12 protein-coding genes and 3 pseudogenes are annotated in these 12,410 nt (G+C 35.1%); 13 read left to right on the top strand and 2 right to left on the bottom strand.

What is annotated here, in order from left to right; translation table 11 throughout:
• Nucleotides 1-6 precede the first annotated feature (6 nt).
• From MHH71_RS18195 to MHH71_RS18210, 4 genes are all read left to right on the top strand, one after another.
• Nucleotides 7-336 carry a hypothetical protein gene (locus MHH71_RS18195; protein ID WP_006096435.1) on the top strand — a complete coding sequence of 110 codons (330 nt, stop codon included), beginning with the start codon at nucleotides 7-9 and terminating at the stop codon, nucleotides 334-336.
• Nucleotides 333-869, top strand: coding sequence for a hypothetical protein (locus tag MHH71_RS18200; RefSeq protein ID WP_033799212.1), 537 nt, complete (start codon nucleotides 333-335; stop codon nucleotides 867-869). The genes MHH71_RS18195 and MHH71_RS18200 overlap by 4 nt, the downstream gene beginning before the upstream one ends.
• A gap of 22 nt (nucleotides 870-891) precedes the next feature.
• Nucleotides 892-1,239, top strand: a complete 348-nt coding sequence (locus MHH71_RS18205) for a hypothetical protein (RefSeq protein ID WP_139358603.1) — start codon at nucleotides 892-894, stop codon at nucleotides 1,237-1,239.
• An 86-nt stretch (nucleotides 1,240-1,325) separates the two neighbouring features.
• Nucleotides 1,326-2,864, top strand: a complete 1,539-nt coding sequence (locus MHH71_RS18210) for a pyridoxal phosphate-dependent decarboxylase family protein (RefSeq protein WP_050774417.1) — start codon at nucleotides 1,326-1,328, stop codon at nucleotides 2,862-2,864.
• Between the two features lie 349 nt (nucleotides 2,865-3,213).
• Here the strand turns inward: MHH71_RS18210 and MHH71_RS18215 are convergent, their stop codons facing one another.
• Both MHH71_RS18215 and MHH71_RS18220 read right to left on the bottom strand, forming a co-directional pair.
• Entirely contained in the window at nucleotides 3,214-3,339 is a 126-nt protein-coding gene (locus MHH71_RS18215; RefSeq protein ID WP_255261237.1) for a hypothetical protein, read from the bottom strand.
• A 321-nt stretch (nucleotides 3,340-3,660) separates the two neighbouring features.
• A pseudogene (locus MHH71_RS18220) lies at nucleotides 3,661-4,577 on the bottom strand (MFS transporter); the annotation flags it as partial.
• Here MHH71_RS18220 and MHH71_RS18225 point away from each other — a divergent pair.
• The 9 genes and pseudogenes from MHH71_RS18225 to MHH71_RS18265 form a co-directional block, all read left to right on the top strand.
• A pseudogene (locus tag MHH71_RS18225) lies at nucleotides 4,541-4,954 on the top strand (TetR-like C-terminal domain-containing protein); the annotation flags it as partial. The pseudogenes MHH71_RS18220 and MHH71_RS18225 overlap by 37 nt on opposite strands.
• A 118-nt stretch (nucleotides 4,955-5,072) precedes the next feature.
• Entirely contained in the window at nucleotides 5,073-5,477 is a 405-nt protein-coding gene (gene psiE / locus MHH71_RS18230) for a phosphate-starvation-inducible protein PsiE (protein WP_003201971.1), read from the top strand.
• A 266-nt stretch (nucleotides 5,478-5,743) separates the two neighbouring features.
• Entirely contained in the window at nucleotides 5,744-6,262 is a 519-nt protein-coding gene (gene speG, locus MHH71_RS18235; RefSeq protein WP_016112470.1) for a spermidine N1-acetyltransferase, read from the top strand.
• A 202-nt stretch (nucleotides 6,263-6,464) separates the two neighbouring features.
• Nucleotides 6,465-6,611: pseudogene (locus tag MHH71_RS18240) on the top strand (DUF3955 domain-containing protein); the annotation flags it as partial.
• A gap of 465 nt (nucleotides 6,612-7,076) precedes the next feature.
• On the top strand, nucleotides 7,077-8,621 hold the full coding sequence (locus tag MHH71_RS18245) for a spore germination protein (RefSeq protein WP_371400318.1): 1,545 nt from the start codon (nucleotides 7,077-7,079) through the stop codon (nucleotides 8,619-8,621).
• The gene (locus MHH71_RS18250; RefSeq protein ID WP_033799215.1) at nucleotides 8,618-9,724 is read left to right on the top strand and encodes a spore germination protein; all 1,107 of its coding nucleotides are present in this window, start codon (nucleotides 8,618-8,620) and stop codon (nucleotides 9,722-9,724) included. Before MHH71_RS18245 ends, MHH71_RS18250 begins: the two co-directional genes overlap by 4 nt.
• Nucleotides 9,705-10,907 (top strand): Ger(x)C family spore germination protein, encoded by a 1,203-nt coding sequence (locus tag MHH71_RS18255; RefSeq protein ID WP_033799216.1) that lies wholly within the window; start codon nucleotides 9,705-9,707, stop codon nucleotides 10,905-10,907. The genes MHH71_RS18250 and MHH71_RS18255 overlap by 20 nt, the downstream gene beginning before the upstream one ends.
• A gap of 347 nt (nucleotides 10,908-11,254) precedes the next feature.
• On the top strand, nucleotides 11,255-11,743 hold the full coding sequence (locus MHH71_RS18260) for a YndM family protein (RefSeq protein ID WP_003201983.1): 489 nt from the start codon (nucleotides 11,255-11,257) through the stop codon (nucleotides 11,741-11,743).
• Between the two features lie 222 nt (nucleotides 11,744-11,965).
• Entirely contained in the window at nucleotides 11,966-12,361 is a 396-nt protein-coding gene (locus tag MHH71_RS18265; RefSeq protein ID WP_003201985.1) for an SET domain-containing protein, read from the top strand.
• The last annotated feature ends 49 nt before the right edge of the window (nucleotides 12,362-12,410 follow it).

Genomic DNA, 12,410 nt, shown 5'->3' on the forward strand with positions numbered 1-12,410 from the left:
GAATATATGAGTAATGAAAAGGAGATATTACCAGATTATGGGCTTGTTAAACCTATAACAATTCATCCTGATTCTAAAGTACCATATTCACTAAGTGCAGTATCTACTGATGAGGAATATGATCTTTACTTTCGTTTACAACGGAATGCATTAGATCTATTAGAATGGTCAAAAAGTTGTATAGATATATATGAAGATCACATTAAAGATTTAGAAGAAACTAATTTAACTGATAGGGAAAAATATGAAATAATAAAAGGTTGGGGAAATATTTTTCAAATTGCTTTAGAGAATTGGATAAAAGCCTGTGAGAAAGAAAAGGGAGAAGAAAGATGACAACTAAGATTGATATTAATACAGCTTCGTATGAAAGAGCAGTATTTCGTTGGAAACAAGGGCATCAAGTGTTCCATGTTATTTTGGTCTGTATGAATACACTATTAGATGATGCTGTAAAAGCAGTGGAATATAGAAAGCTTATTAAGTTACAATCTATTCTTGGACGTCTTTCAGCTCTTTATGATGCGGCGACTGTTTCCATGAAGTATACTGTGAGTTTTCCAGTCGAATGTTATGAAGAGTTTATAAGGCCTTCTATGATGCCCCCTTTCCTGAGTCCAGGATTTAGTGGAACTCAAAACAAAGAACATAAAATTATGATAGAAGGGTTTAAAGAATTGCATGAAACCTTAGTAAATCATCTTGGTCCTAAGAGCGAATGGCCTGCTACTATAATAGAGTCTTGGGAAGAATTATCAAAGGCTCAAGTAAGGAATCGGAAGAATCATGGTTTCGTTTGTCGAGAGTTTGTAGATGATGGCGTTTCACTGCTTAAGGATTTTTATAAAAATAAAGAACATTTAAAATAAATTAAGGAAAGAAGGAATTGAATTGATTACTGTAATGGAGACTTGGTATTTGAAATTAGAATTAAAGGATCAAGCAATTGAATTAATGCAACAAATGGATGATTTGTTAGGTCCAGCTGCACATGAACATCCTGGTTGGGCAGGGCATGCATCATTTTATCAAAATGATAGTGAATTGAACGAAATAAAAGTAATATATCCTTGGAAGAGTAAAGAGCTTCATATAGATTTAGTCAATCAAGAAGAAAAGTTATTAATTGAATTCAATCAAAATTATTGTGTCAAGCCGAGAGAAATACATTATTATCATGAGTTAGAAGTCGAAGTTGAGCATGAACATGATAATCATCATTATCATGTTACTAAATAATATAAATAAGTAGCAATTTACTAGGTAATGTCAAGGGAGCGTTATCTATTAATCAAAATAAAGTAAATATTTAAGGAGGTTATAATATGACTAATCCCATAAAGAGTTTGGGAGACTGGAATCCTACAAAATTTGAGGAACATGGTATAGAATTACTTGGGATGATTCGTGAACACTTTGAAAAAATACGTGAAATCCCTGTAACTTCTAATATTTCTCCAAATGATTTACTAGCGATGCTGGATCAACCATTGCCAGAACATTCTCAATCATTCGAGGTAATAATGAACGACACATGGGAGAAAATTATTCCTCATTTGACTCATTGGAATCATCCTTCTTTCCATGGGTACTTCAGTACTTCAGCTAGTTCGCCTGGAATTCTAGCTGATCTTTTAATCTCTTCTTTGAACGTGAATGCTTTGGTGTGGAAAGCAGCTCCAGCTGCTTCGGCATTAGAAAAAGTTATACTTAAGTGGATCGCAGAGATGGTTGGATATACTCCAGCTGCGGAGGGGATTTTATTAAATGGAGCTTCATTAGCGACTTTTTATGCGTTGGTTGCAGCTAGAGATCAAAGTACCGAGATAGATATAAGAACAAAGGGACTAATTGAGAGTCGAGTTTCTAAAATGCGTATTTATACTTCCAATCAGGCACATAGTTCAGTTGATAAAGCAGCTATAGCATTAGGAATTGGAACGGATAATGTAGTTCATATTTCCACGAATGGACAATATCAAATGATGGAGGATCACCTTGAAAAAGCCATTCAAGATGATTTAAATAATGGTTATTGTCCCATAGCGGTTGTAGCTACTGTAGGTACAACTGCTACAGGAGCTATAGACCCTATTGCTAAAATTTCCCGAATTTGCAAGAAATATAATATTTGGCTTCATGTTGATGCTGCTTATGGAGGGTTTTGGAATTTAGTTCCAGATATAAAGAAGAATACTGAAGATTTATGCGTAGCAGATTCACTAGTTGTCAATCCCCATAAGTGTCTATATACGCCTTTGGAAGTTACTACATTGTTTTGTAGGAGAAGGGGGGCGCTTTCAAATAGTTTTCGCTTAGTTCCTGATTATTTACAAACTGAAAGAGAAGATGGTTCAGTTGATTATATGGATTATTCATTACAACTAGGACGTAGTTTCCGTGCTCTTAAAATTTGGTGGATTATTAGAAGTTTTGGAAAAGATGGCTTATCAAAACGTCTTGAAGAAAGTATTCGTCAGGCTCGATGGTTGGAATCTGAAATAAACAAACATCCCGAATTTGAATGTACAGCCTCCTCACCTTATGCACTTATTTGTTTGCGATATTTTCCTTATGAAGTAAAAAAAGGGCTGAAAGATGCAAACGAGCAGCAAAGGATTATACTACAGAAATATATTGATGAGCTTAATCAATTATTGCTTACAAGGCTTAATCAATCTAAAAAGGTCTTTGTTTCTCATGCAACTATTAACGAGGGATATGTTATTCGAATTTCTATAGGTAATATTCATACTACCGCTGATGATATAGAAAGGTTATGGAGCATAATTCAGGAAGTTGCGAAAGATGTGAAGAAAGAATTTCCTGTTCCTGATAAATGGCTAGCTGAAATTAGTAAATGAAATGTTTTTGGGGGATATATATTAATCGGATTAACCCCGTAATTTTGGACACATGCTCTCTTTAACTCATTATTTTATAGAATTACTTTTTCTTTCACCGGATTACTTTTTTGCATATGAGGCAAGAAATAAATCTTGCCTCATATGCAAATTTTTCTGATTTGTAACGCTTCTGTTTGAGCTCTCCGATAAAATTCATTTCCTAAATGCTAGAATGATCGTACATATCTATAATAGAGAGGATATAAAAGAAACGATTTTTATATCCTATGTAGCCATACTTTATATCTGCCTCCCATAATTAGTTGGAAACAATAACCATTTGTTTACGTGTTAAAAAGTCATTGGTTTAACAAAAATGGTCACCAGCGTCTTCATATAACCGAAATAATCTCGCTTTTGTATGCCTTGTTTCCTTCAATACTCCGTATTCTATCTGTGCTTTTTCTATTGAAGATTTAGTTACTTTTATCATGGTAGCACCCCTTTTTAATATAAAATTTAGTTTCAAACTAAGAACCATTTATAATGATGTATCAGGATTTTTGAAATCTATAATTCCCGTTAAGAATTCATTTATTGTATCTTTTAATCCATTATCTTGAAGTGCTTTTTGAAAAGTGTATATATAAAATCGAAGATATTCTTATTAAGAGCTATTAAATTTACTGTTATACCATATTCGATTCAATTTGGGACCTAATGTTCATTTCAAAAAGACATCTTTAACTAGTAAAGATGTCTTTTTGGTGTTCGTATTTAATCAATCTGCAGCAAATACAAAACTTAGGGTCTTCTAATTTTCATTGTGTAAGAGCTGAGTGGATTTTGCTTCTTTTTTCTGTCCTTTTAAGAAAAACGATACAACGAGGGCAATAACTATAAAGATTAACCCAAACGTAAAAGCCCTTTGGAAGCCGGATGTTAAGCCGTTTAACTTTTCTGCTGGATTCATTGGGTTTGTTGAGTTTTGCATATATTCAGCTGTACCTGAAGACATTTTAGATATAAATATAGCTGTACCAATTGCACCAGCTACTTGCTGTAATGTATTAAAGAGCGCTGTGCCGTGTGGGTAAAGCTCTGGTGTCAATTGATTTAAACCATATGTTTGTGCTGTCATCACAAACATGAGCCCGACCATTAACACGCGCTGTGCATCAAGATAATTTGTGTCAATGTTGTTTCTGGGTTAATGCCTCTGAATAGCCACATAGCAATAGCTACTAATACAAGGCCAGGGATGATAATAGCTTTTGGACTAAATTTATCAAATAATTTACCTGCAATCGGTCCCATTATGGCACTCATAATACTCCCCGGTAGCATGATTAGTCCCGATTTAAAGGCTGTAACAAGTAAAACCGTTTGTAAGAACATTGGTAATAATGTCATTGTTGAAAACAGTGACATCATGACGATGACTATCAATACAACTGATAAAGTAAACATTGGAAATTTAAATGCACGTAGTTCTAAAATTGGATTATCGATTTTTAATTGACGAACAACAAAAATGAATAATGATATAACCCCGATAATGAAAGTGGAATAAACTTTCGGATCTGACCATCCTAAATCACCTGAGGAACTAAAGCTATACACAATACCACCGAAACCAAAAGTTGATAAAAGAATGGATAAGTAATCAACTTTTGGTCGTGTTAACTCGGTGACATTTTGAAGATAAAGATGGGTTATTGGCATTTGGATTTAAATAATATCAAGAGAAAGCTTTTACTATACCACTTTTAGATCGATTAACTAAACCGTTTCAAGTGATGGAACAGTTCTTGCAGCATGAAGAAATTGGTAAAATATTAGAGTCGCAAATGGATGATAAACAATTTATTAGCTTCATAAATTATCAAACTCGTGAAATGAAGAAACAGGAGAATCAAGAACTAAATCGAATTTGTAAAAATCATACGATACCAATGGAATTAATTATCGAATTCTATTCGGGTGTAATTACAACGTTAAGTGCATGGTGGCTTCAAAATAGAAAAAGTGTTTCAGCAGAAGAAATGGATAGATACTTTCATGAAATGATCAATCAAGATATTTTTCAATTGAAAGAGAATGAATAGAGACGTTTCTGGGACAGGGGATGTATGGAAGTATGATTTAATACTTCTAAAATTTATAGGTCAGGATAATTTTGCTATAATATATGAGCATGACATATACGTAGAGGAGTGCTAGAAAATGCGATCATTTAATGTCGATGACTTTATTGCCAGTGTTTTACAATGGATATTAAATACAGCTTTAATCATATTATCCATTGTTCTATCTATCTTTTTAATTAATGAAACAATTACATTTATACAATACATATTTTCCGCAAAGAAATACACATCCTATAAATTAGTTGAAAGTATTATTGTTTACTTTTTATACTTTGAATTTATTGCATTGATTATTAAATATTTTAAATCGAATTATCATTTTCCATTACGTTATTTTATTTACATAGGAATTACAGCTCTAATTCGATTAATTATTGTTTCTCATGAAGAGCCATTTGAAACATTATTATATGCAGGATCTATTCTCATTTTAGTGATTGCTTTATATATATCTAATATGAGGGATTTGAAGAAACATTAAATATGATTTTGATGCAAAGCTATATCGTATATGAAACCATTTTTGCATGAATTACATAAAGCATACTAAAAAGTAGTGCAGACCAAGGTATTGGTTCGCACTACTTTTTTCATTCTAGTGATGAAAAGAGACAAAATGTATGTTTACTTCCTCCTTGACCTTCAAGTTACTTGAAGGATTAGAATGTGAGTAGAGAGTTGTAAGGGAGCGTTTTGAAGTGAAAACTGTTGAGAAATGAAATGAAATGAAGAATGGAGATTGAAAAAATGAGTCAAGAACCTAAACTGCGCCCATTAGAACGAGAAGATTTGAAATTTGTTCATGAACTTAACAACAATGCACATATTATGTCTTATTGGTTTGAAGAACCTTATGAAGCTTTTGTGGAGTTGCAGGACCTATATGATAAGCACATTCATGATCAAAGTGAACGTCGATTTATAGTAGAAAAAGATAATAATATGATTGGATTAGTTGAATTAGTGGAGATTGATTACATTCATCGAAGAACAGAATTTCAAATTATCATTGATCCAAAGTATCAAGGGTATGGTTATGCAGCGTGCGCAACCCGTTTAGCGATGAATTACGCCTTTTCAGTTTTAAATATGCACAAACTTTATTTAGTAGTGGATAAAGAAAATGAAAAAGCTACGCATATTTACAAAAAAGTCGGTTTTACGATTGAAGGCGAGTTACAAGATGAATTTTTTGTTGATGGTAACTACCATAATGCAATCAGAATGTGTATTTTCCAGCATCAATATTTAGAAATGAAATCATAAGTTTTAATGTATGATGAAAAATAAATATTTATCCCGCATTAACGGACAGTAACACTCCCATCTCAAAATTCAGTGAAAGCAAAGAAGTTAGGTGGGAGATGAACTGTCCGTAAAAGCCCGATTGGTGAGGGCTAATAATCAGTGGGGGATGGAGAAAACCCCCACTGATTAAAGTTTCACTTTATGCTTAGTTATCTATAGTAGGATTGGCTCAAGAGTGGAACCAGACGGTACTTTGGTGGAGCCTTTCTTCTTAATTCCATTCAGTTATTTATTTGTTTTTAGTGGTATTATTGCAATATTGTTTGTGGCTATCATTTCGATGTTCAAAAAAGGGAAACTTAATTAATTCAATTGATGTACCGTTTTAGATATATAAAAGGAAGCATAACTTAGGGTTATGCTTCTTTTTTGATTGCCAAAGGGTATGCTTCATCGTTAGTAATAAACAAAGAAGTCCCAATCTTTATAAAAAGATGGGCTTTTTTGTCTAATCATACATCCAATTATAAGTTTTTGATAGTAGAAGGCTAATATCAACAAGAAAGTAATGATAAAGCTTTGAATGGATTAAATTTCCGTACATCAGACATAATAATGCTTAAGAAATTCCAATTAGGGTGAGAAATCGCAGTGTCAACTGCGGATATTGGGTGATTAAAATGTGGAAAATGCTTGTTTCTTATCTTCCAGATTGGAAAGTGTTTGTGCAAACTTTTATAGTATTTTTCGTTCCTTATGTGACCTCAAGAGTTTTTAGTTGGATCCGTACATTAGAGAAAGAGTGATGAGGATGAAAGAGAAGGAATCAAAGATGAGGCAACAAACCGATACATATCAGGATAAGCCTTTTCAAAACGTAACAGATTATTTTACAGGCGATTTTACCTTGGATCTAGAGCTTGTAAAAAAAGAAGTTAGTTATAACTCGGATGCCCACTTTCGAGAGTTTAACATAGGGGGGACAAATATTCGAGCGGCGCTTGTTTTTGTGGAAGGACTGTCGGATAAGGATCTCATTAATATGCATATTTTGAAGTCATTGATGTTTAATTTTTATGAAGAATATAAGAGTGCACCATCTTATGTGGAAGGTACCATTTCAAAAGAGTTTATTAAGAATCGCGTCCTTTCTATTAGTGAGGTAGAAGAAGTCTATTCTATAAAAGAGTTGATGGCAAAAGTGTTGATAGGTTCAACGGCACTTTTAGTTGATGGATTAGCAGGTGTATTAATTCTTGGTACAAAAAAAGGAAAAACACGCAATGTTGAAGAGCCGATATCAGAGGGATCAGTTAGAGGTCCACGGGTAGGTTTCACAGAAGTTTTGTCTGATAATACCGCTCTTTTACGGCTACATGGCGAAAACGGGGGATTGTCATTAACAAAATTTCATGTAGGAGAGCGGGCAAAAAAAGAGTTGGTTATTGCCTATATGAAAGAGATTGCTGATTCGGAATTGGTAGAAGAGGTTAAGAAAAGAATTCAGAAAATCAATATTGATAATGTGCCAGAATCAGGATATGTGGAGCAGCTTATCGAAGATAATTATCTCAGCCCGTTTCCACAAGCACAGAGTACGGAGCGCCCTGATCGCGTCATCGCAGCGTTGATGGAAGGGCGTGTTGCGATTTTATTGGATGGAACACCTTTTGCCCTGATTGTTCCAGTTACATTTAGCATGCTGATGCAATCGCCCGAAGATTATTATGAACGTTGGATTCCAGGCACGTTTATCCGTTTATTGCGTTTTGGAGCAGCTATTATTTCTCTTTTTGCACCTGCTTTGTACATTTCCTTTATCTCATTTCATCCTGGATTAATTCCGACCAAGTTGGCTATTTCAATTCTTGGGGGACGGGAAGGAGTTCCGTTTCCTGCAATTATAGAAGCATTATTTATGGAAATAGCCATCGAAATTTTGCGGGAAGCAGGGCTACGCCTGCCTAAACCGATTGGTTCAGCGATGGGAATTGTCGGTGGATTAATCATTGGACAGGCTGCCGTAGAAGCGGGAATTATTAGTCCAATTATGGTAATTGTAGTAGCGGCCACTGCTATTTCTTCCTTTGCGCTCGCTCATTATAGTGCGGCAATTCCACTACGGATCCTTCGCTTTGTAGCCATGTTTTGCGCTGCCATATTTGGACTATACGGAGTCATTCTGTTTTTTCTCGTTCTATGCAGTCATATAGCGAGATTGAAGAGTTTCGGCGTACCCTATGCCAGTCCAGCTGTTGTTTATCATGTAAGCGATTGGAAAGATTTCGTGATTCGCATGCCACTTCAGATGATGAAACGTCGCCCAAAAATGATGAATATGAAAGATTCGATACGAAAAGGAAGTGAAGAGGAATGATTACCAACTCTAAAGATCGAATTCCGACTTCGCAAGCGGCTGTCATTCTTATCAATTATATACTCGCAGTAGGAATTCTCACCTTGCCCAGAACAGCTGCTGAGAAAGTAAACACACCAGATATTTGGATAACCGTTATTTTAGGCGGATTAATTGCGATGATTGCAGGGATAATCATGGTCAAATTAAGTCAACAATTTCCTGGAAAAACATTTTATCAATATAATCAAGAAATTGTAGGGAAATGGGTAGGAGCGATACTTAGTCTATTTATTGTAGGTTACTTTTTTATGCTTTCTTCATTTGAAGTCAAAACGCTGGAAGGAATAACAAGTTTCTTTTTACTGGAAGGAACACCTGGGTGGGCTATTATCATGCCATTTATGTGGGTGAGTCTCTATTTAAACCTAGGCGGAATAAACTCAATAGCACGTTTATTTGAAATTATATTTCCAATTACAGTCTTTATTTTCTTGCTCACTTCCTTTATGAGCATTGGAATATTTGAGATAGACAATCTTCGTCCTGTATTAGGGTTAGGGATTATCCCAGTACTAAAAGGCTTAAAAACAACAACGCTTGCATATTCAGGTGCCGAAATCATGTTGCTCCTTTTGGCATTTATGAAACAACCACGCCAAGCTGTAAAAGTCGTTCTAATCGGAACTGCTATTCCCTTAATTTTTTATGTCACTACAGTTGTGATGGTTATAGGAACGTTTTCTGTCGATGGGGTATTAATGAGAACATGGCCTACGATCGATCTTATGCGAAGTTTTGAACTCCCTGGTTTGATATTTGAGCGATTTGAGTCTTTATTACTTGTGGTATGGATTATGCAAATCTTCGCAACTTATACAATTTGCTATTATGCTGCTGCTTTGGGACTGGCACAGCTCTTTAATAAAAATATTCATTCCTTTTTGTATGGGTTACTCCCGGTTATTTATATCGTTTCTCAAATTCCGAAAAACATTAATGATCTATTTAAATTGGGGGATGTGATTGGTAATGCGGCGATGATATTATTTGGTATCCTACCACTTCTTCTCCTTGTAATTTCAAGATGGAGGAAGAGAAAGAATGAACCGAAGTGTGAATAATGTACGACTTCTTTTGGCTTTATCATCAGTTCTTTTGCTGCTGGCTCTTACAGGGTGTTGGAGCAGTCGTGAAATTGAAGAGCAGGGGTTCGCGGTAGGGCTGGCATTTGATAAAGGGAAGGAGACGAAAGTTGAGAAAGAGATAGAAGAACATGGAGGAGGTTATCGAAAAAGGAATCTTATAACATCGACCTATCAGTTTGTTAAATCAGAATTATCAGGTAAAGGAAAGGGTGGAGGGGGACAGCAAAAAGCCTACACGAATATTTCTGAAACCGGAGATTCTCTTCACCAATCGATTCGTGAAGTCGCATTAAGAAGGCAGCGCCCTATAATCTTCCATCACACGAAAGTGATTGTTGTTAGTGAAAGTCTTGCACGAATGTATAGTTTGAAGCAGTTACTGGATATTTACATCCGTGATAATGAGATGAGACCAAGTTGCCTCGTGTTAATTAGTAAGGGGCGAGCTAGTGAGACATTGAAATCGAGGGAAGCAGGAGAAATTCCAGCGTTCCTTTTGATTGGAATTGGGGATAATCAATATAGATCATCACGGATTTTACCTCCCGTGCCGCTTGCTAAATTACCAGGAAAGATCCAATCAGGGGCTAGTTTTCTTTTGCCAAATGTGATTTCGATAAATGGAGAAGTGAAATTTGCGGGGGCTGCCGTAATCAAAGGAAAGACAAAAAAGCTGCGCGGTTTTTTGAATGAAAATGAGTTAGAAGGCTTAACATGGATAACTGGGAAAGGGAAAAGCGGTTTGGTGAAGAGTTTTGATGAAAAGACAGGGAAGCCCATCCTGTATGAAGTGAAATCTATGAAAAGTAAAATCCAACCCCACGTTAAAGGAAATAACATCTCTTTTGATGTGAACATCCAATCAGAGGGACGGCTATCTGAAAACTGGGTCGCTTCAGGAGAACCTTTTGAAAATAAATTTCTAAGAAGTGTAGAAAAATCTGCGGAACAAGAAGTGAATCGATTGGTGAAGCGGACATTAAAAAAGATTCAAAAGGAATATCAGGCCGATGTCGCTGGCTTCGGTAACAGATTAAAAATTGAGTATCCAAAAGTATGGAAAAAGGTCGAAAAAGATTGGGATAAAACATTTAGTAAGGTTCCAATCAAATATAGCGTAAAGTTAACTATTGAGGACTATGGTACGGAAGGGACTTAGAAGTGAGATTCTTTATCCCGCATTAACGGACAGTAACACTCCCACTTCAAAATTCAGTGAAAGCAAAGAAGTTAGGTGGGAGATGAACTGTCCGTAAAAGCCCGATTGGTGAGGGCTAATAATCAGTGGAGGATGGAGAAAACCCCCACTGATTAAAGTTTCACTTTATTGCATGACATAGTATGAGATAAATGAAAAAATGTTGGTGGAATAGCGAGTGACCTTCCGCCAACATTTTTTTTGTTTATAATTTCCTGTATGTTTTTACAGTACGAACACAATCTAATATAAGGTATAAAAATGAAAATTTTATTTCTAAATGAAAGCTGGAAAATGGAGGAGCACGAATGAAACATATTGTTGCTTTATTAATCAAATATACTGCAATTAGTGCTGTGTTACTCATGATATTAAGTATTTTTCAAGGTGTTTCTATTCCTAGGGTTTTGTTTATTTCGTTAGTAATTACAGGAGTAGCCTATCTAATTGGAGACTTGTTTATTTTGCCTAAGTATGGAAATACGGTTGCTACAATTGTTGACTTTGGATTAAGTTTTTTAGGAATTTGGGTATTAACTTATTTTCTTACAAATGTTAATGTGCCTCGTGGCATTACAGCAGCTTCATTTTGGTCGGCTCTTCTTATTGGTGTAGTAGAAATACTTTTTCATATCTATATGAAGAGATTGGTTCTACATGAAGATGACCAGTTACGAGGAGTATCTTATCATAAGAGATATGCTACGGAATTCTCAGAGGAGTATATAGATCACGCTATAATACAAAAAAAGCGTTTATCTGAGAAGGTGGAAGATCGAGATAATGAATGGAAATAAAAAGTGGCTTTAGTCACTTTTTATCATTTAATTATATATGATCTAGGGATTAATGGAATATTAGCTCCCATTTATATAAAAAGGAAAAATAAAACCAATTGCTTTTCTTCTCATTATCTGCCAAGCTTAAGGAGATAAAGTGAAACTTCCATTAGTGGGGGTCTTACTGCCCGTTAATGCGGGACAAAATACTTCAGAGAAAGAAATGTATAGGTGAAGAATATGATTGAAATCAAGACTTCCGCACTTAGCGATGGAGAATTTAATAGAGGAGTATTCGCAAAGCGTGATATAAAAAAGGGCGAACTTCTACACGAAGCACCCGTTATCTCTTATCCGAATGAACAGCATGAGTTTATAGAGAAAACATTACTTGCTGATTACGCATTTGAGTATGGAGTGAATCATACGGCAATTCTTTTAGGTTACGGTATGTTATTTAATCATTCTTATACGCCGAATGCGACGTATGAGATCGTTTTTGAGAATCACACGTTTAAATTCTTTGCTTACAAGGATATAAAAGCAGGAGAAGAAATTCTGATCAACTATAATGGTGATGTTGATGATGATGAATTATTATGGTTTGATAGGGAAAAAGAAGAAAACGATAAATAATTAAGTGTAAAAAGAGCACATTCGATTGGATGTGCTCTTTTGTATGGAA

Origin of the sequence: Bacillus sp. FSL H8-0534 (assembly GCF_038005885.1) — a bacterium.
Taxonomy (GTDB): domain Bacteria; phylum Bacillota; class Bacilli; order Bacillales; family Bacillaceae_G; genus Bacillus_A; species Bacillus_A pseudomycoides.